At 68.0% G+C, this 19,147-nt stretch carries 19 protein-coding genes, 1 tRNA gene, 1 pseudogene and 1 riboswitch; of the genes and pseudogenes, 15 read left to right on the forward strand and 6 right to left on the reverse strand.

Annotated features, from left to right (window positions below; all coding sequences use genetic code 11):
- Positions 1–167: 167 nt before the first annotated feature.
- Positions 168–1,211: an aldo/keto reductase gene (locus C507_RS0105710; protein ID WP_018698707.1), complete on the forward strand. Its 1,044-nt coding sequence runs from the start codon at positions 168–170 to the stop codon at positions 1,209–1,211.
- 43 nt (positions 1,212–1,254) lie between these two features.
- Here the strand turns inward: C507_RS0105710 and C507_RS20475 are convergent, their stop codons facing one another.
- Positions 1,255–2,055, reverse strand: coding sequence for a DeoR/GlpR family DNA-binding transcription regulator (locus tag C507_RS20475; protein WP_083923378.1), 801 nt, complete (start codon positions 2,053–2,055; stop codon positions 1,255–1,257).
- Positions 2,056–2,088: 33 nt separating this feature from the next.
- Here C507_RS20475 and C507_RS0105720 point away from each other — a divergent pair, with 33 nt between their 5' ends.
- From C507_RS0105720 to C507_RS0105765, 10 genes are all read left to right on the forward strand, one after another.
- Positions 2,089–2,763 (forward strand): TIGR00725 family protein, encoded by a 675-nt coding sequence (locus tag C507_RS0105720; RefSeq protein WP_018698709.1) that lies wholly within the window; start codon positions 2,089–2,091, stop codon positions 2,761–2,763.
- 54 nt (positions 2,764–2,817) lie between these two features.
- The gene (locus C507_RS0105725; protein ID WP_018698710.1) at positions 2,818–3,597 is read left to right on the forward strand and encodes an ABC transporter permease; all 780 of its coding nucleotides are present in this window, start codon (positions 2,818–2,820) and stop codon (positions 3,595–3,597) included.
- Positions 3,594–4,658: an extracellular solute-binding protein gene (locus tag C507_RS0105730; protein ID WP_018698711.1), complete on the forward strand. Its 1,065-nt coding sequence runs from the start codon at positions 3,594–3,596 to the stop codon at positions 4,656–4,658. Before C507_RS0105725 ends, C507_RS0105730 begins: the two co-directional genes overlap by 4 nt.
- Positions 4,659–4,692: 34 nt before the next feature.
- Entirely contained in the window at positions 4,693–5,514 is an 822-nt protein-coding gene (locus C507_RS0105735) for an ABC transporter permease (protein WP_018698712.1), read from the forward strand.
- A complete protein-coding gene (locus tag C507_RS20480) occupies positions 5,511–6,560 on the forward strand; it encodes an ABC transporter ATP-binding protein (RefSeq protein ID WP_018698713.1) in 1,050 nt (349 codons plus the stop codon). The genes C507_RS0105735 and C507_RS20480 overlap by 4 nt, the downstream gene beginning before the upstream one ends.
- 182 nt (positions 6,561–6,742) lie before the next feature.
- A complete protein-coding gene (gene rpsD / locus C507_RS0105745; protein ID WP_018698714.1) occupies positions 6,743–7,360 on the forward strand; it encodes a 30S ribosomal protein S4 in 618 nt (205 codons plus the stop codon).
- Positions 7,361–7,497: 137 nt separating this feature from the next.
- Positions 7,498–7,600, forward strand: a riboswitch (TPP riboswitch).
- Between the two features lie 80 nt (positions 7,601–7,680).
- Complete coding sequence (locus C507_RS0105750; RefSeq protein WP_018698715.1) at positions 7,681–8,433, forward strand: hydroxyethylthiazole kinase; 753 nt, start codon at positions 7,681–7,683, stop codon at positions 8,431–8,433.
- Positions 8,426–9,091: a thiamine phosphate synthase gene (thiE, locus tag C507_RS0105755; protein WP_018698716.1), complete on the forward strand. Its 666-nt coding sequence runs from the start codon at positions 8,426–8,428 to the stop codon at positions 9,089–9,091. Before C507_RS0105750 ends, thiE begins: the two co-directional genes overlap by 8 nt.
- A complete protein-coding gene (thiD, locus tag C507_RS0105760) occupies positions 9,088–9,909 on the forward strand; it encodes a bifunctional hydroxymethylpyrimidine kinase/phosphomethylpyrimidine kinase (protein ID WP_018698717.1) in 822 nt (273 codons plus the stop codon). Before thiE ends, thiD begins: the two co-directional genes overlap by 4 nt.
- The gene (locus tag C507_RS0105765) at positions 9,906–10,994 is read left to right on the forward strand and encodes a TRAP transporter substrate-binding protein (protein WP_018698718.1); all 1,089 of its coding nucleotides are present in this window, start codon (positions 9,906–9,908) and stop codon (positions 10,992–10,994) included. Before thiD ends, C507_RS0105765 begins: the two co-directional genes overlap by 4 nt.
- 58 nt (positions 10,995–11,052) lie before the next feature.
- On the opposite strand, the gene C507_RS0105770 is transcribed toward C507_RS0105765, so the two are convergent.
- The 4 genes from C507_RS0105770 to C507_RS0105785 all read right to left on the reverse strand — a co-directional run bounded on the left by C507_RS0105770 (position 11,053) and on the right by C507_RS0105785 (position 14,267).
- On the reverse strand, positions 11,053–11,352 hold the full coding sequence (locus C507_RS0105770; protein WP_018698719.1) for a hypothetical protein: 300 nt from the start codon (positions 11,350–11,352) through the stop codon (positions 11,053–11,055).
- Between the two features lie 44 nt (positions 11,353–11,396).
- The gene (locus C507_RS0105775; RefSeq protein WP_018698720.1) at positions 11,397–12,329 is read right to left on the reverse strand and encodes an SDR family oxidoreductase; all 933 of its coding nucleotides are present in this window, start codon (positions 12,327–12,329) and stop codon (positions 11,397–11,399) included.
- Positions 12,330–12,348: 19 nt separating this feature from the next.
- Positions 12,349–13,488 carry a tRNA epoxyqueuosine(34) reductase QueG gene (gene queG / locus C507_RS0105780; RefSeq protein WP_018698721.1) on the reverse strand — a complete coding sequence of 380 codons (1,140 nt, stop codon included), beginning with the start codon at positions 13,486–13,488 and terminating at the stop codon, positions 12,349–12,351.
- An 86-nt stretch (positions 13,489–13,574) separates the two neighbouring features.
- The gene (locus C507_RS0105785) at positions 13,575–14,267 is read right to left on the reverse strand and encodes a glutathione S-transferase family protein (protein WP_018698722.1); all 693 of its coding nucleotides are present in this window, start codon (positions 14,265–14,267) and stop codon (positions 13,575–13,577) included.
- A 254-nt stretch (positions 14,268–14,521) separates the two neighbouring features.
- Here C507_RS0105785 and C507_RS20485 point away from each other — a divergent pair.
- Positions 14,522–15,319 (forward strand): annotated as a pseudogene (locus C507_RS20485) (undecaprenyl-diphosphate phosphatase); the annotation flags it as partial.
- A 405-nt stretch (positions 15,320–15,724) separates the two neighbouring features.
- Here the strand turns inward: C507_RS20485 and C507_RS0105795 are convergent.
- The gene (locus tag C507_RS0105795) at positions 15,725–16,699 is read right to left on the reverse strand and encodes a complex I NDUFA9 subunit family protein (protein WP_018698724.1); all 975 of its coding nucleotides are present in this window, start codon (positions 16,697–16,699) and stop codon (positions 15,725–15,727) included.
- A gap of 351 nt (positions 16,700–17,050) precedes the next feature.
- Between C507_RS0105795 and C507_RS0105800 the strand changes: the two genes are divergently transcribed.
- The 3 genes from C507_RS0105800 to C507_RS0105810 all read left to right on the forward strand — a co-directional run bounded on the left by C507_RS0105800 (position 17,051) and on the right by C507_RS0105810 (position 19,129).
- Positions 17,051–17,135: transfer RNA gene (locus tag C507_RS0105800), tRNA-Leu, on the forward strand.
- 186 nt (positions 17,136–17,321) lie between these two features.
- Entirely contained in the window at positions 17,322–18,512 is a 1,191-nt protein-coding gene (locus tag C507_RS0105805; RefSeq protein ID WP_018698725.1) for a tyrosine-type recombinase/integrase, read from the forward strand.
- Positions 18,513–18,886: 374 nt separating this feature from the next.
- The gene (locus C507_RS0105810; RefSeq protein ID WP_083923380.1) at positions 18,887–19,129 is read left to right on the forward strand and encodes a helix-turn-helix transcriptional regulator; all 243 of its coding nucleotides are present in this window, start codon (positions 18,887–18,889) and stop codon (positions 19,127–19,129) included.
- The last annotated feature ends 18 nt before the right edge of the window (positions 19,130–19,147 follow it).

Raw genomic sequence — 19,147 nt, forward strand, 5'->3', positions numbered from 1 at the left:
ACGGCGCACCGGCCTTCGCCCTCATCTTCCATCCAGTCGACATGGCCCGTTCGGCCCCGCCCGGTCTCCGGAATGGACGAACTCCGCACCCGGTCAGGGTGTCGGTCCCCGTCCGGGGCGGCTGAAGGGCCCGGTCGATCCCCGCCAAGCAACGGATGGAATCAGACATGCGGTACAATCCCCTTGGACAGACCGGCCTCTACGTCTCCGAGCTGTGCCTCGGCACCATGACCTTCGGCGGAGGCGAAGGCATGTGGCGCGCCATCGGTGCCGTTCAGCAGCAGGACGCCGACGACCTTCTACGCACCGCGCTCGACGCCGGCATCAACTTCATCGACACCGCCAACGTCTATGCCGAGGGCCTCTCGGAGGAGATCACAGGCCAGGCCCTCAAGAATATCGGCGTGCCGCGCGATCAGGTGGTCGTGGCCACCAAGGTGCTCGGCCCGATGGGCGAAGGACCCAACCAGCGCGGCGCGTCGCGCTACCATATCCTCGACCAGGCGAAGGCGAGCCTGAAGCGGATGCAGTTGGATCACATCGACCTTTACCAGATCCACGGTTTCGATCCGCTGACGCCCATCGAGGAAACCCTGGAGGCCCTCGACATCCTCGTCCGCCACGGCCACGTCCGCTATGTCGGCGTGTCCAACTGGGCGGCCTGGCAGATCGCCAAGGCTCTCGGCATCGCCGAGCGCAAGAACCTCGCGCCGTTCCGCTCGCTGCAGGCCTACTACACAGTCGCCGGACGCGACCTCGAGCGCGAGATCGTGCCGATGCTGACGTCTGAGAAGATGGGGCTGATGGTGTGGAGCCCGCTCGCCGGCGGCCTGCTCAGCGGCAAATATGACCGCGACAACCAGACCTCCGGCGACGGCCGCCGGGCGAATTTCGACTTCCCGCCGGTCAACCGGGACCGCGCCTTCGATGCCATCGACGTCATGCGCCGCATCGCGCAGGAAAAGGCGGCCAGCGTCGCGCAGGTGGCGCTTGCGTGGCTGCTGCATCAGCCGGTGGTGACGAGCGTCATCGTCGGCGCCAAGCGGGTCGAGCAGCTCACCGACAACCTCGGCGCGGTAGACCTGGAACTGTCCGCCGACGATCTCGCCGCCATTGATGCCGTCACGGCGCTGCCGGCGGAGTATCCGGGCTGGATGCTGGAGCGCCAGTCAGAGTACCGGGCGGCGCAGGCGGCATCTGCCCGGCGCTGATCCGAAAGCAACGGCGCGGCGGATCCTGTCCGCCGCGTCGGCCTCACCCCACCACGACGGCGCACTCGGCAAGCTCGAAGGCCTCGGCGAGATCCGCCTGGGGGGCGCGATCGGTGATGATGCCGCGCAGCTGCCGCGCCCCGCACACCCGCCGGCCGGCGGTCCGCGAAAACTTGCCGGCATCGGCCAGCGCCCAGGCATCCTTGGCCGCGTCGATCGCCGCGCGCTTCACCGCCACTTTGGCGGAATCGAAGTCCCAGGCCGCGCCTTCAGCGTCGAACGCCGAGACGCCGAGAAAGGCGTGGTCGAGCCGGATATCGCGCAACGCCGACACCGCGGCGGCGCCCGTGATGGCGCCGTCCGGCGTGTTCACCTCGCCCGGCAGCACCTCCACCGTGATTCCCGGCGCACCGGCCAGGATCATGGCCGCGTTGAGCGCCACGCAGATCCCGCGGACATCCGACAGCCTTCCGTCATCGAGCCGCGCGCGCAGCGCGGTCGCGGCCGCCTCCACGGTCGTGCCGACGTCGAACAGCACCGTTTCGCCGTCGCGCACCACCTCGGCGGCTGCCCGGCCGATGGCGCCCTTGCCCGCGGGGTTGATCTCCTGCTTGGCCGAGTAGCTCGGGCGGGCCACCGTTTCCGCCAGTCCCGCGCCGCCGTGGAACCGCTTCAGAAGCCCCTGCTGTTCCATTGCGATGAGATCGCGGCGCACCGTCTGCGCCGAACATCCGAACCGCTGGGCAAGCCCGTCGATGGTCACGAAGCCCGCATCCTGCAAGGCTGACAGAATTCGCTCTCGCCGCTCGCCCATCACGTCCGGATCATGTAAGATTTCGCTCATCAGCACCCCGAGTTACCACAAAAGAGATCGCGCATGCCACTGCTCAAGCGTAGCGACGACGGCACACTTTGGCGAGGAAACGAGCGCTTCGACCCCTGGACCGCCGCCTGGGTCGCGGACGACGCCCCGGCCGGGCTGACCACCGTCGGCGCCAGGGAGGGCGTGAAACTCGTCATGGCCGGCTCCAGGGTGCGCCGGATTCCGGTCGGCGTGATTGGCCCCCGCGAGCCGAAGCCGCGCCAGAAGGAGGTCGCCTACGAGGTCGGCCACGCCCTCGGCCAGCTCGGCCTGCAGATGGCCTGCGGCGGCAAGGGCGGAGTCATGGAAGCCGCCTGCCAGGGCAATCTGGAAGCCGGCGGACAGCCGATCGGCCTGCTGCCCGACGAGGAATGGACCGGCGCCAACCCCTACGTGGCCATTCCCATCGCCACCGGCATCGGCGCCGCCCGCAACGCCATCCTGGCGCGCGCCTGCACCGCCCTCATCGCGGTCGGCGGCGGTTACGGCACCCTGTCGGAAATCGCCTACGGCCTGCAGTGGCGGCGCCTGGTGCTGGCGCTCGAGGGCGCCCCGGAGGTTGCCGGCGCGGTCACCTGCAGCGATACCGACGCCGCCATCGACCGGCTGGCGCGCCACCTGCTGGCGCTGGAAGGAACCGACTCGACCGCGGAGACCGAAGCAGAGGCGCCCGTCAGGCTGACGTCATAAAACTTACACCAGATCGGGTTATGTAAGAACTCGATCACGAGGGGGGAGGCAAGGATGGCGCTCGTCACCTGGGCGTATCTCGTCTATCTGGCGCTGCCGATTGCGCTCCTGGCCGTCGGCTCGCTCGGCGAAAGCTGGACCAACACGCTGCTGCCCACCGGCTTCACCGGGCAATGGTTCCGCGCCGTGCTCGACGATCCGAGCTTCGTGCGCGCCTTCTGGACCAGCCTGCGCGTCACCGGCACCACCTGCGTGGTCGCCGCCCTGATAGGCCTGCCGCTCGCCTACGCCGCCGTGACGACCGGACGCCAGAGCGCCTCTCGAGTGGTGAGGCTGCTGATGCTGGTGCCGGTCGCAGCCCCCGAGATCACGCTGGGCTTCGGCTTCATCATCGCCTTCTCCACTGCACTGACCCCCTGGCTCGGATCCTTCTCGCTTCTTGTCGCCGGCCACGTGCTTCTGACGCTGCCCTATCTGGTCGCCACGCTGATGAACGACATGGCGGCGCTGAAGCTCGGCGAGATGGAAGCGGCCGCGGGATCGCTGGGCGCCGGCTTCTGGCGGCGGTTCTTCGACATCATCGTGCCGGTCTCCGCCACCAGCCTGCTGACCGGGCTCGTCACGGTCGCCGCCATCTCCATCGGCGAGTTCCAGCTCTCCAACCTGATCGCCGGCTTCCTGGACCGGACCTACCCGATCGTCCTGCTCCAGGCCTTCTACGGCGCCACGGGCTTTGCCTGCGCGGCGACCGTCATCCTTCTCGTCCTGTCCCTTCTCACCGGAACCGCCGCGGCAACGCTGTCCGCGGCCACACACAGGGAGACCCCCGCATGAAGTCGCTTGCAGTCACGGCCGTCGCGGCCTTCGCTCTCGCCACGTCCGCCCACGCCTTCGACGGTGCGCCGCTCTATGACGGCGAGCAGTCGCTCTACGACCAGGCCGCCGAGGAAGGCATGGTCGTGTCCTTCGACACTGGCCCGACCTGGGCCAACTGGGCGGCCCAGTTCAAGGCCTTCAAGGAGCGCTATCCGGGCGTCGAAATGGTCTACAACGACCTCGGCTCCGCCGCGACGGTGGTTGCCCTGGAGAAGGCGAAGAACCGGCCGCAGGCCGACACCGCCTACTACTTCGCGGGCTCCGCGCTGGACGCTGCCGAGAAGGACGTGGTCGCGCCCTTCCAGCCGGTGAACTTCGACAAGCTGCCGGAGCCGTTCAAGGATCCGGAAGGCAAGTGGTTCACCATCCACACCCTCAACGTCGCCTTCCTGGTGAACACCAACCTCGTCGAGGACGTGCCGCAGAGCTGGGCCGATCTCCTCGACGAGAAGTACAAGAATTCCATCGTCTATCTCGACCCGCGCTCCACCGGTCAGGGCCAGGTCGTGGTGTTCGGAGCGGCGCTCGGCAACGGCGGCTCCATGGACGACGTCCAGCCGGGCATCGACTACCTCGCCAAGCTGCACGAGTCCGGCAACGTCATGCGCACCGTCGGCACCACGCCCTACGCCCAGTTCCTCAAGGGTGAGATCCCGATCTACATCGGCTACGAGAACGACGGGCTGAAGGCCAAGTACAAGGACGGCATGGGCGACGCCGTCGCCGTGGTGATCCCGGAAGAGGCCTCCGCCGCCGCCCCCTATGCCATCAGCCTGGTGAAGGACGGCCCGAACCCGGCCGCCGGCAAGCTCTGGCTCAACTTCATCATGACCGACGAAGGCCAGGCCCGCTTCGCCGACGGTTACGTGCGTCCGTCGGTGCCGGGCGTGACTCTGCCGGAGAGCGTCGCCGAGGCCATGCCGGCCGCCCCGCAGCTGCAGCCGCTCGACGTGGCCAAGGCCAAGGCGATGAAGCCGGAAATCGACGCGGCGTGGGCGAAGGCCGTTCTCGCCCAATGACACGAGCCCACTCCTGCGGCGCGCGGAGGCCTTGATGCGCGCGCCGCTTCTGAAATGGGCGCTGGCGGTTCCCGCCGGCGCCTTTCTCGTCGTGTTCCTGGCCTGGCCGCTGTTCGGCGTCGTGACGGAAGCCTTTTCCGACGGCGGCTCCGCGTTCGGCCGGCTGACCGCCGACCCCGTCTTCTGGCACGGTCTGGTGGGCAGCGCCGTGCTGGGCACGCTGGCCCCGGCCGTCTCCACCGCCGTGGGGCTTGCCGTGGCGCTGCACATCGCGCGCCTGTCCCCGACCGCGCGCACCGCCCTTCTCACCGTGATCGCGGTACCGCTCTCCTTCTCGGGCCTGGTGGTGGCCTACGGCTTCATCCTGGTGTTCGGCCGCTCCGGCTTCGTCACCATGCTGCTGGCCGATCTCGGCGCCGATCCGGCCGTGGTCGGCGGACTCATCTACACGCCGGCGGGCCTCGCCATCGCCTACTGCTACTATCTCATTCCGCGCGCGGTGCTGGTCATCTTCCCCGTGGTCGCCAACTTCGAGACCGAGCAGCTCCAGGCCGCCCGCGCCCTGGGCGCGTCGCGCTTCCGCGCCTTCCGTGACATCCTCCTGCCCCAGGTGGCGCCGGCCTGCCTCGTGGCGTTCGCCCTGTGCGCCGCCGTGGCGCTGGGCGCCTACGGCACCGCGCTCGCCCTTTCCGGAACCCAGATCGCAATCCTCCCGATGGTCCTCTACTCCAAGATCTCCGACTCCGGCTCGGATCTGCCCGCCGCCGCCGCCATGTCGATCGTTCTGATCGCGCTGGCCTGCACCGTCATGGCCATCGCCGAGCTGGTGCGCCCGCGGGTAAGGAGCGCGGCATGAGCGGCAAGGAGCTTCGCCTGCAAGGCTGCGCCAAGACCTACCCCGACGGCACCCGGGCGCTGTCGCCGGTCGACCTGAGGGTGGATGCCGGCGAGATTGTCGTGCTGCTCGGCCCGTCCGGCTGCGGCAAGACCACGCTTCTGCGCATGGTCGCCGGCCTGGATCGTCCCGACGAGGGCGGCAGGGTTCTCCTCGATGGAAGGGACGTCACCGCCCTGCCCATTGAGAAGCGCGGCGTCGGCATGGTCTTCCAGTCCTATGCCCTGTTCCCGCACATGTCGGTCGCCGGCAACATCGGCTACGGGCTGCGCGTCCAGGGCTGGTCGCGAAAAAGGCGGGACGAGCGCGTGGCCGAGCTTCTCGCCACCGCGCGGCTTGAGGAGTTTGCTGGCCGCCGTGTCGATCAGCTCTCCGGTGGCCAGCGCCAGCGCGTGGCGCTCGCCCGGGCGCTCGCACCCGGATCCGGCATGATCCTGCTCGACGAACCGCTGACCGCGCTGGACGCCGGGCTGCGCGAGGGTCTGCGCGCGGAGATCGCGGCGATGATCAAGGCCCAGGGCGCCACCGCACTCTACGTCACCCATGACCAGGCCGAGGCGCTGACGCTCGGTGACCGGCTGGTTGTGATGGACAAGGGCCGCATCGCCCAGGTCGGCGCGCCCCGCGACGTCTACTACCGGCCGCAGAGCGACTATGTCGCCGGCTTCTTCGGTCCGGTGAACCGGCTCTCCGGCCGCGTCGAGCACGGCGTCTTCACCACCGCTTCCGGCACCCTTCCCGTTCCCGGCCGGCCGGACGGGGAAACCGTTCTCGCCTTCCGGCCCGAGGCGGCCATCGTCGGCCAGGACGGCGGCCTGGCCTTCCGCGTCACCAACGCCCTGTTCGAAGGCTCGCGCCAGCGGCTCGACCTGGAAGGCCCAGCCGGCGAACGGCTCGTCGCTCACGCGCCCGGCATCCGCCCCTACTCTCCGGGAGACACGGTCACCATCGGGATCGATCCGGACGGTTTGCTCGCTCCCGCCGGCGGCGCGGACGCCGTGAATTGACTTCACCGCCCCGATCGCCTATCTGACGCCCTTCGTCGGCGGCAACGCTGGCGGAATTCACGCACCCGTGGGACGCGAGACGGGCTTCTCGTCTCGTCCCTGTCGGTCCGGTCATCCGGGCAGAGGAGGGGGGCGTGTCCATCGTTCTTTCCAGAACACCCTAAACGAAGGACACCGCTTTCATGTCGAAGCGCCATTCGCAGAAGTACAAACTCGATCGCCGTATGGGCGAGAACATCTGGGGTCGCCCGAAGAGCCCGGTCAACAAGCGCGAGTACGGCCCCGGCCAGCACGGCCAGCGCCGCCGCGGCAAGCTGTCCGACTTCGGCGTGCAGCTGCGCGCCAAGCAGAAGCTGAAGGGCTACTACGGCAACATCGCCGAGAAGCAGTTCCGCAAGATCTACGACGAGGCCGTGCGCCTGAAGGGCGACACCTCCGAGCGCCTGATCGGCCTGCTCGAGAGCCGCCTCGACACCCTCGTCTACCGTGCCAAGTTCGTGCCGACCGTGTTTGCCGCGCGTCAGTTCGTGAACCACGGCCACGTGATGGTGAACGGCCGCAAGGTCAACATCCCGAGCTACCGCTGCAAGATCGGCGACGTGATCGAGGTGCGCCAGCGCTCCAAGGACATGATCCTGGTGCTGGAGGCCGTCGGCCTGCCGGAGCGTGACGTTCCGGACTATATCGACGCCGATCACTCCAAGATGACCGCCACCTACAACCGCGTTCCCGCCCTTGGCGATGTGCCGTACCCGGTGCAGATGGAACCGAACCTGGTGGTCGAGTTCTACTCGCGCTGATCGCAGCCTTTCTGCGGTTTCGCGACGCCTTCAGGGCCGCCCTCCGGGGCGGCCCTTTTGCGTTCGCGTGCCGCCAGGTTGCTTAGCCGGGTGGCTCGCCCCTTGCGCGCGGTCGTGACGGCGATTAAGTCTGTCGCACTGTCTCAAAGGGGTGCCCGACCGGGCTGAGAGGCGATCCGCGCCAACCCTTCTGAACCTGATCCGGGTCATGCCGGCGGAGGGATTGAGATGACGACACGCACCACCGCGCTTCACGCTCCCCCCATTTCCGAGACGCGCCCACTTCCGCGGACACACGCGGCCGAAAGGCCCGTGCGGCCATGAGCGCGCCCCACTCCGACCGGATCGACGCCATTGCCGTCGGCGACGTCATCGTCCGCGTGCGCGACTGGGCGCCGCTGGTCCACTGCATCACCAACACTGTTGCCCAGAACTTCACCGCCAACGTGCTCACCGCGCTCGGCGCCGTGCCGTCCATGACGATCCACGCCGACGAGGTGGCTGCGCTGGTGGAAAGCGCCGATGCGGTGCTGGTCAATCTCGGCACACTGGATCCGGAACGCCGCGCCGGCATCGAGGTGGCCGTTGCCGCGGCCCGCGACCACGGCAAGCCCTGGGTGCTGGATCCGGTGAAGGTCAATCGGGTCGCCACCCGGCGCGCCTTCGCCCTGCGGCTCCTCAAGTCGCAACCGGCCATCGTGCGCGGCAACACCGCCGAGATGGCCGCCCTCTTTCCGCATCTCGGCAGTGACGGCACTGTTGTTGCCGTCACCGGGGCCCGCGACAGCCTGTCGGACGGGCACCGCACCGTGCTCGTCGACAACGGCCACCCGCTGCTCGCCCGGATGATCGCCACCGGCTGCGCCCTCTCCGCCCTGATTGCCACCTGCCGGGCCGTCGAGCCCGATTCCCTGCTTGCCGCCACCGCCGCCACCGTCGCCTGGGGCGTTGCCGCCGAACGAGCGGCCGAGGGCGAGCCCGGACCGGGCACCTTCGCCGTGCGCCTTATCGACGAGATCGGCGCCATCGACCCTGAAACCATCGAACGCCATGCGAGTCTCAGCCGTGGTTGATCTGCGCGTCTATGTCCTCCTCGATCCCGAACACAGCGACGGCCGGCCGCTTGCCGACCTGGCCCGCGAGGCGGTGAAGGGGGGCGCCACCCTCTTCCAGTATCGCGACAAGCTCTCGGAGACGGGCGCCATGGTGGACACCGCCCGGGCCATCCGTGCCGCCATCGCGGGCTCCGGCGTGCCGCTTCTGATCAACGACCGGATCGACGTCGCACTGGCGTCCGGCGCCGAGGGTGTCCACGTCGGCCAGACCGACATGGCACCGGACGATGCCCGCCGACTGCTCGGGCCGGACGCGATCCTGGGGCTCACCGTCCGGTCCATGGACGAGGCGGCCGCCGTCCCGGCCGACCTCGTCGACTATGTCGGCATCGGCGGCGTCTACACGACGACCAGCAAGCAGAACAAGAACGCCCCGATCGGCGTCGACGGCCTTGCCGCGATCTGCGCGAGCCTTCGCGCCCGCGCCCCACACATCGGCCGCGTCGCCATCGCCGGCATCAATGCCGGTAACGCGGAGGCCACGATCCGCGCCGGCGCCGGCGGCGTCGCCATCATTTCCGCGGTGTCCAAGGCGCCCGATCCGGCCGCCGCGGCGACCGAACTCCGCGTCCTCGTCGACACCGCCCTTGCCTCCCGGGAGATCGCTCTTTCATGACCACGCCGACCGCGCTCACCATTGCCGGAACCGACCCCTCCGGCGGCGCCGGCATCCAGGCCGATCTGAAGGCCTTCGCCGCGCTCGGCGTCCACGGGGCTTCCGCGATCACCGCCCTCGTCGCGCAGAACACGCAAGGCGTTCGCGCGATCCACGACGTGCCGGCCGACTTCATCCGTGCCGAGATCGACGCCGTCTTCGACGACCTGAGCGTCGATGCGGTGAAGATCGGCATGCTGTCCAAGCCGGTGGTGATAGAGACCGTCGGCGCGGCGCTGGACGCTCATGGCGCGCGCACCGTGGTCCTCGACCCGGTTATGGTCGCCGCCTCCGGCGATCCGCTTCTCGACGAGGACGCCGTTGTCGGCGTGCGCGATGTGCTCCTGCCGCGCGCGCTCGTCATCACGCCGAACCTGCCGGAAGCGGCCAAGCTGCTCGATACGGGCGAGGCCGCCACCACCGAAGAGATGGAGGCGCAGGCACGGCGGCTTCTGGAGTTCGGACCCCGCGCCGTTCTCCTGAAGGGCGGCCACGGCAGCGGCGCGGACTCCGCCGACGTGCTGGTCACCCGGGATGGCAGCGCCGCCCGCTGGTTCGTCGCACCCCGCATCGATACGAAGAACACCCACGGCACCGGATGCACGCTGTCCTCGGCGATCGCGGCCGGACTGGCGAAGGGCCTCGCCCTTCCCGATGCCGTCGAGGCCGCCAAGGCCTATCTGACCGCCGCCCTGAAGCAGGCCGACAGCCTCGCCATCGGCAAGGGTCGCGGTCCCGTCCATCACTTCCACGCGTTCTGGCAAGGAGGATCGACATGACCGATCCGGCATCCAAGCTCACCCGCCGCGCCATCATTGGCGCCGCCGCGGCCGCCGGCGCCACCGGCGCGCTGGCCCGGCCCGCCATCGCGCAAGGCACGCAGACGCTGCGCATGGTCACCTCGTGGCCGAAGAATCTGCCGGGTCCCGGTGTCTCCGCCGAGCGCGTCGCGGCAGCCATCGGCCAGCTGTCCGGCGGGCGTCTCCAGGTGAAGGTCTTCGCCGCCGGGGAGCTCGTTCCCGCGCTGGAGACCTTTGACGCGGTCCAGAACGGCACTGCCGACATGGCGCACACCGCCGCCATCTACTGGACCGGCAAGATGCCCTCGGCGCCGCTGTTCACTACCGCGCCCTTCGGCCTGACCCCGCGCGAGCACATGACCTGGATCGACGCCGCCGGCGGCCAGGCGCTCTGGGACGAGCTCTACGCGGACTTCGGCGTGAAGCCGTTCATGGCGGGCAACACCGAGTTCAACATGGCGGGCTGGTACAACCGGCCGCTTGAGACGAAGGAAGACCTGGTCGGGCTGAAGGTGCGCATCGTCGGCCTCGGCGCCGACATCCTGCGCGAGCTCGGCGCCACGCCGGTGGGCATGCCGACCTCCGAAGTGTTCGGCGCACTCCAGTCCGGCGTCGTCGACGGGGCGGAACTGCTCGGCCCCTATTCCGACACTTCGCTGGGCATGCCCAAGGTGGCGAAATTCTACTACGGCCCCGGCTTCAACAAGCCGAACGGCACCGGCGAGGCGATCATCAACCGCGGCGTCTACGACGCCCTCCCCGTCGATCTCCAGGCCGCCGTCGCCGCGGCCTGTGCCCAGGAGCACGCACGGGCGCTTTCGGAAGCCGGCTGGCGCAACGCCGAAAGCCTCAAGGCTCTGCGGGAAGGCGGCACCGAGGTGCGTCTGGTGCCGGCCGACATCCTTGCGGCGGCCGAGCCCATCGCCAACGGCCTTTACGACACCATCGCCGCCAGGGATCCGCTATCGGCGAAAATCGTGGAATCCTATCGGCAGGCCCGCGCCACCATGGGCGACTGGGGCACCTACTCCATCCAATCGTTCCTGCGCGCCCGGCTGAGCTGATCCGGCCGGGCCTAACCGCCCGTTCGCGCCACCCCCCGGACATTCCCGCCCGGAGATATCAGCGCGTGTTGAGGCCGTTGTTCAGGCGCGGCTGCAGGTTCTGCTGCATGTTCTGGATCGTCTGACGCTGCTGCAGGCTCTGGGTGTTCGCGCGATTGTTGATCTGGCTCTCGGAGTTCTGGAGGCTGCGGTTGAGCTGGTCGGACGAGCGCTGCAGATTCTGCTGCGACTGGTAGGTCTGGTTCTGCATGCGCTGCTGCTCGTAGCTCTGGGCGTGCGCCAGACTGGGGCCGGCCACGAGCATGACCGCCGTTGCTCCGGCCACCGCCAGGCTCCGCATCCGCTTGATCGTCGTCATCGCCGTCCTCGCTTCTGCTGTGGCGCCCGGCTCAAGGCCGGCCGTCAGCCCTTCCAGCGGCCGGTCTCCCAAAGCGCCTTCAGCCCCTCCCGATAGGTAGGGTATTCCAGCCGCACGCCAAGCTCGTCATGGAGACGGCGGTTTGAAACCCGCTTCACGTCGCCGTAGAAGGTGCGCGCCATCGGCGACAGGTTCGCCTCCTCGAACGGCACCTCGGGCGGCGGCTCCACCCCCATCAGCTCGGCGGCGTACTCCACCACCTCCTGCGGCGGGCACGGCTTGTTGTCGGCGACGTTGTAGATGCGCGATGCCGGCCGCTCCAGGACGCGCTCGATCACCCGGGCGATGTCGTCCACGTGGATGCGGTTGAAGATCTGCCCCGGCTTGATGATCCGCTTGGCCTTGCCCTCGGCGAGCTGCTTCAGCTGGTTGCGGCCGGGACCATAGATGCCGGCAAGCCGCAGCAGCGACACCGGCGCGCCGGCCCGGCTGCCGCAGGCCATCCACGCGTCCTCCGCCGCCAGCCGCCACATGGCGCGCTCGGTGGTCGGGATGCACGAGGTCCGCTCGTCGATCAGCGCGCCTTCGTGGTTGCCGTAGACGCCGATGGTGGAGAGATACGCGACGCCCTTCAGCCCCTCGGCGTTCACGATATCGCGCTCGTGGTGCCAGAGGAACGGATCGCCCTGCTCGCTCGGCCCGGCCGACACGACGATGTGGGTGGCGTGGCGGATCGCGTCGGCCAGCGCCGGCGACGGCTTCGACCCGTCGAACAGGACCGTGCGGATGCTGCGGCGATGCAGCGAATCCGCTTTCTCCGGATCCCGCGTCGTGCCGGTCACGTCGATCCGGCGCGTGTCGAGCAGCTCGACCAGCGCGTTCGCGCTGTAGCCGAAGCCGAGGCAGACCAGCCGCATCTGCGGTGCCTCGCGGGTGTCGTCGGCGTCGGAATGGGGCTCGGATGTCGTGAACGGCACGTACAACCTCCCGTCTGGGTCACTGGATGGGATGGGATTGGTGAGGCGCACAGGATGCGCAGATTTCCGTCCCGCTGTCGCGGGAGGCGAGTTCCGACAGCGCCCATTCGGCGGCGTCGGCGACGGCCGGATCGGGATCGCTGGTCAGCGGACCGGCAATCTCCGCGAGATCCGGACGGCCGGAATTGCCGATGGCAATCAGCACGTTGCGGACGAACCGGTTGCGGCCGATGCGCTTGATGGGCGAGCCGGAGAACCGCGCGCGAAAGCCTGCGTCGTCCAGCCGCGCCAGCTCGTCGAGCGGCGGATCCACGAGATCGTCGCGGGCGGCGAGTTTCGCCTCGCGGGTGACGGCCGCGAACTTGTTCCACGGACAGACCGCCAGGCAGTCGTCGCAGCCATAGATGCGGTTGCCCATCGCCCGGCGGAACTCGTGCGGGATCGGCCCCGCGTGCTCGATGGTCAGGTAGGAGATGCAGCGGCGCGCGTCGAGCTGATAGGGCGCCGGGAAGGCATCGGTCGGGCAGATATCCAGGCAGCGCCGGCACGAGCCGCAATGATCGACCTCCGCCGTGTCGGCATCCAGCTCGGCGGTGGTGAAGATCGCCCCGAGAAACAGCCAGGAGCCGTGTTCGCGGGAGACGAGATTGGTGTGCTTGCCCTGCCAGCCGAGCCCGGCCAGGGCAGCCAGCGGCTTTTCCATCACGGGCGCCGTGTCGACGAAGACCTTCACATCGCCCCCGGCACGCGCCACCACCTGGCCGGCGAGCCTCTTCAGCCGACCCTTGATGACGTCGTGATAATCGCGGTTGCGGGCATAAACGGAAATGGCCGCCCGATCGCGGCGCTCCAGCGATGCCAGCGGATCGGTGTCCGGTCCGTAGTTGAGCGCCACCATGATGACCGAGCGGGCCTCCGCCCAGAGCGCGTTCGGGTGGCGGCGCCAGCCGGCCTTTTCCTCCAGCCAGCCCATGGAGCCATGGCGTCCGGCACTCAGAAAGGCCTCCAGCCGCTCGCCCAGCACCGCCGGCACGCTGTCTGCGCGGACAATCCCGACCGCATCGAACCCGGCCGCCAGCGCGCGGTCCTTCACGAACGCGGTCAGGCGCGGTTCGGCTGCCGCTTCGTGGGTCCTTACGGGGTCTGCGATCATGTCCATATGAGACAACGGGTTCGGGCACTCCGTCTTTCCCCGGCTCATGACTTTTTTGTCGGGTCCGGCGCGCCTGCGCCGCCCGCATCGGCTCAGAAGTCGAGGTCGGCGTAGTGCGGGGCCGGCCTGACGCCGCGGGCACTCTCGCCGAGAATGGGGCGGAAGGATGGGCGCGACTTCATGCGAGCATACCAAGCCCGCGCCGCCTCGTCTTCCTGCCAGGGCACCTCCCCCAGATAGTCGACCGACGACAGCGCCGCCGCCGCCGCCAGGTCGGCGAAGGTGATGGTGTCACCGGCCAGCCAGTCGCGGGTGGCGACCAGGTAACCGAGATAGCGCAGATGGTGACGCATGTTGGTCCGCGCGGCGCGCAGCGACGCGGAATCCGGCGCGCCGCCGCCGGCCGAGGGCGGCATTTCCACCTTGTAGATGCGCTCGCTGACGAACGGGCCCGAGACCTCCTCCTGAAACTTGGAGAGGAACCACTCCGTGAGCCGCCGCACCTCGGCGCGCGCGTCGGGATGATCGGGCATCAGGCGGCGCTTGCCGGCCGCAAAGCCGCGCGTGTCCTCCAGATACTCCATAATGACCGCGGCACCGCACAGCGGCGGACCCTCGTTCTCCACCACCACCGGCACCTCGCCGGCGGGATTGAGCTTCAGAAAGGCCTCGCGCGGGCGCCAGACCTGCTCGACCGTCAGATCGAAGCGGGTCTCGTACTCGCTGAGCGCCAGACGGACGAAACGACAGGACGGAGAAAACGGATGATGATAGACGGTGAACATCTCGCGCGTCGCGCCTGGGGAGGAGGGACCCTTGGCCACCGCAGGATTCGCGGCGGAGGGCAATCGATCGAGTCTCACAGGTTAACAGGCCGTTTCCTTCGGCCCGCGAACCGGGGGGCGGACAGGGTGCGCGGAAGCCAATACCCCTGACATGGCGAGGATGGGGCAGCCCCTCATCGATCCGGACGGGCGCATCCTTACCCTGCTTTTCCTTCGCTTGACCAGTTTAGCTGACAGCCGGACACGGAGTTCCCATGGAGGCAGATACGATCGTCAACGCCGTCATTCTCGGCGTCGTGGAAGGTCTGACCGAGTTCATTCCCGTCTCGTCCACCGGTCACATCCTCCTTCTTGGCCACTTTCTCGGCTTCGACAGCACCGGCAAGACGTTCGAGGTGCTGATCCAGCTCGGCGCGATCCTGGCCATCCTGTCGGTCTATTTCGGCCGGCTGTGGGCCATGGTCGTGGCCTTTCCAACGGATCCGCGGGCCCGACGGTTCCTGATCGGCATCGTCGTGGCGTTCCTGCCCGCGGCGGTACTGGGCGTGCTCCTGCACGGTTTCATCAAGACGGTGCTGTTTGAATCGCCCACCCTGATCTGCATCACGCTGATCGTTGGCGGCGTCATCCTGCTCGCCCTCGACCGGATGGAGCTCAAGCCCCGCTACACCGACGCCTACTCCTACCCGGTGTGGCTGGCGCTCGCGATCGGCTGCTTCCAGACGCTGGCCATGGTGCCGGGCGTCTCCCGCTCCGGCGCCACGATCGGCGGCGCGCTGGTGCTCGGCACCGACAAGCGCTCGGCCGCCGAGTTTTCCTTTTTCCTGGCGCTGCCCACCATGGCCGGCGCCTTCACCTACGACCTCTACAAGAACAAGGACTATCTGTCCGCCGACGACGCGGTGGTCATCATTGTCGGCTTCGTCACGGCGCTGATCGCCGCGATCTTCGTGGTGCGGACGCTTCTGAATTTCGTCTCGCGCTACGGCTTCGCCCCGTTTGCCTACTGGCGCATCGTGGTCGGCACGATCGGACTGGTCGCGCTCTTTCTCACCGCGCCGGCGCCACCGGCCTCCACCGCCATCGAGCCGCGCGATGCGGGCCCGCTGCCGGCCGAATCGGTCGCCTCCATCCCGGCCCCGGCCGGAGCCGGGCCGATCCTCGTGCCGGCTCCGCGCAACTCCAGCGCGGGTGCGCTGAAGGCCATCGTCCCCTCGCCCACCGAGGCGGGCGGCAATGAGGAAACGCTGGCGCGGGGCATGCCGCGCTTCGACGAGGCGGCTTTCGAGGACCGTTTTCGCGAGCCGGAGCAGATCGAGCTCACCGCCTCCCCGGCGCCGTCCTCCGAGCCGCAAGCCAGCCCGACCGGCACAACCGCGCTCGCGCCGTTGCCTCAGACCGATCCGCCGCTGCCGCCGCGCAAGCCCTGAGGGCCGGCGGCTTCCCGGGCGGCCGGCTCAGCCCGCCTGCTGGCGGCTGAATTCGCCGCTCGGGCGAAAGCGCCACAGATAGGTCGGCAGGATGGCGGCAAGCGTGTCCGGCACGATGCCGAGCCCGTCAAAGGTCCGACCCTCCGACCGGGCGGCTTCGGAGACGACATTGTCGGACTTCAGGAGCTCCACCTGGTCCGGCGTCAGCGGCGGCTTCGGCAGGAGGCTGAGCACCTTCGCCTGCATGCTCGCCATGCCGAACGGAATGGCGACGATCGGCTTCTTCGGCCGGTCGATCTCTTCCAGCATCAGCTGCATCAGTTCGCGGAAGGTCTTCACCTGCGGCCCGCCGAGCTCGTAGATCGTTCCCGGCCTGGCCTCACCCTCGACCGCACGGGCGATCGCCTCGGCGACATCGGCCACGAAGGTCGGCTGGAAGCGGGTGTCCGGTCCCACCAGCGGCAGCACCGGCGACAGGCGCGCCATCTGCGCGAACCGGTTGAAGAAGTCGTCCTCGGGCCCGAACAGGATGGACGGGCGCATCACCACGGACGCGGGCAGTGCCTCGAGCACCGCCTGCTCGCCCTCGGCCTTGGAGCGGGCGTAGGCGGAGGAGGAACCGGCGTCCGCGCCGATGGCCGAGATCTGCACGATCCGGTCGAGGCCGTGCTCCTTCGCCGATTCGGCGATCTGCCCGGCCCCGTAGGCCTGCACGGCGGAAAAGGACTGGCGGCCGGAGGCGGCGAGGATGCCGACGAGGTTCACCACCGCGTCGGAGCCATGGATCGCCGCATCGATGGAGTCGCGGTAGCGCACGTTCGCCTGGATCGGCTTGATCTGGCCGACATTGCCGAGAGGCTGCAGGTGGCCGGCAAGGTCGGGCCGGCGCACGGCGACGCGGATGCGCCAGCCGCGCCGGGCGAGCTGGCGCACGACATAGCGGCCGAGAAAGCCGGCGCCGCCGAACACCGTCACAAGCCTGTCGTTGCGGACCTCGTTCATCGCTCACTTCTCCTCGCGCGGGTCGCGGCCGCGGCCGCCTCGCTTCGCATTCGGCTCTTCTCTAGAACATCGGGCGCCCGGGATAAATGACCAGGGGTGCCTCTTTGTCGGGCTTCTTGGTCGCATCCGCCGCAACGACGGAAACCGTCCGCGCCGCGCCGTGCCGCCCGCAACCGGAGACGGCCCCCGGAGCCGTTCGTGGCCCTTGGTCTATGCCCACGGACAGCGCCCGCAGGCCCTTTCCAGGCACCTGCAGTGGACAACCGTGTGAAACCCCCAATGAATGCACAAAAGCATGCGCCGGACTGATTGACATCGCCCGGCCGGCACCGTACGTGGAGGGCCGCACCTGCCCAGGTGGCGGAATTGGTAGACGCGCACGGTTCAGGTCCGTGTGCCGCGAGGCGTGGAGGTTCGAGTCCTCTCCTGGGCACCATTTCACTGTCTCGCACAGTCCGAAATGAGCCAAGAAGCCCGGATTTCCGGGCTTTTTTGTTGTCTGAAGGTCCGGCAGCGTCCAGCGGCGTGTGTTGGCATCCGGCAATAGCGTTGGTAGATTCGTTGGTATCCGCTCTAAATCGCTCTCTCATCGAGGGTCCGATACCAACAAACGGATCGACCGGTGCCACTCTCCGACGTTCAGATTCGCGCGCTCAAGCCGGCCGACCGGCCGAAGAAGCATAGCGATGGCGGTGGCTTGCATCTGTTGGTGCAGCCGACAGGCTCGAAGCTGTGGCGGCTCGCCTACCGCTTCGGCGGCAAGCAGAAGCTCCTGGCGTTCGGGGCCTATCCGGCGGTTACGCTTGCCGAAGCGCGCATCAAACGCGAAGAAGCAAAGGCGCTTCTGAAGCGGAACATCGACCCTTCGGAGAAATCGAAGCTCGACCGCATCGCGTTGACAGCTTCCCGAGCGACGACCTTTCAGGCGATCGCCGAGGAGCTGCTTGCCAAGACCGAACAGGAAGGCAAGGCCGAGGCAACTCTGAAGAAGAAGCGGTGGCTGCTTAGTCTAGCAGAACCCGACATCGGCGCGCGGCCGATCGGCGAAATCAGCGCGGCGGAAATTCTGGTACCGCTTCGCCGCGTCGAGGCCGTGGGCAACTATGAAACCGCCCGCCGCCTTCGCGCCGTCATCGGTCAGGTGTTCCGGTTCGCCATTGCCACTGCAAGGGCGGAAAACGATCCGACATACGGCCTTCGAGGCGCCTTAATCACGCCAAAGGTGACGCATCGCGCCGCCCTCACCGACTGGACGGCCTTCAACGGCCTCATTCGGGCCATCCACGGCTATGACGGGTCGCCAGACACCCGCGATGCGTTGATCCTGTTGGCCTTGCTCTATCCGCGCCCTGGAGAGCTTCGCGAAGCCGAATGGCACGAGTTCGACCTTGAGAAGCGGATATGGACAATCCCGTCCGCCCGCACGAAGATGCGGCGCGACCATCGCAAGCCGCTTTCCGCGTTGGCGATCGACGTCCTTTCGTGCGTTCGCGAGCGGAACGGTTACGGGCGGCTCGTCTTCCCTGCAATCCACACGACCTTGCGCCCCATGAGCGAGAACACGCTCAACGCGGCGCTTCGCAGGATGGGGTTCGGCAAGGAAGACATGACCTCGCACGGGTTCCGCGCGTCGGCATCGTCGCTTCTGAACGAAAGCAACCTGTGGCATGCCGATGCCATCGAAGCGGAGCTTGGCCATGCCGGAGCCGACGAGGTGCGGCGCGCCTACCATCGCGCGGCCTATTGGGACGAGCGCGTCCGGATGGCAGAATGGTGGGCCCAGAAAATCTCCGCCGCACTGCCTTACAACTGAATTTACCGGCGCTTGAGAAAGCTTCTTAAAGCGAATCGCCTGCAAGATTCCAAGAAGTGAGAGATCAAGTCCCCGGCAGTCTATAAGGGGATTTGGCGGGGATAACGTGAATAACCCGTGGTTGTCCGGCAGCCGCCGTTGCGAATCCTGAACAAAACAAGAATGCTTTGCCCTGCATGCGAGTGCATGTGCATGAGAGAGCGAAGAAGCTGCCGAGGGTCTAGCACACCCTCGGCAGCTTCCGGGCAAAGCCCAATGCTGATTTCGCGACCAGCAAGTGGAGCCTATGATGGAACGGGCCTTTCGCAAAGCGCTAACCGCGCACCGCAGCCCCTTCGGCCATCACGTTCTCTCCCGGCGAGTAAGGGAACGAAATGGCTTCAACAGCCCAAACAACTGATGAAATTATCGATTCCGCCTTCGCTGTGGAAACAGCTGGCAGGCTGCTACGGCTCTCCGATGTCCTTGCCCCGCGCGGCCCCATCCCGGTTTCCAAGTCCACCTGGTGGGCAGGCGTCAAGGACGGACGCTTTCCGCAACCAATCAAGCTTGGGCCGCGAATCACGGTCTGGCGGGCCGAGGACATCCGCGCCCTGATCGAAAAAGGGACGCTCTGACGGTGGCCCGGCGCCCGA

Source organism: Amorphus coralli DSM 19760 (genome assembly GCF_000374525.1).
In the GTDB taxonomy this organism is placed as follows: domain Bacteria; phylum Pseudomonadota; class Alphaproteobacteria; order Rhizobiales; family Amorphaceae; genus Amorphus; species Amorphus coralli.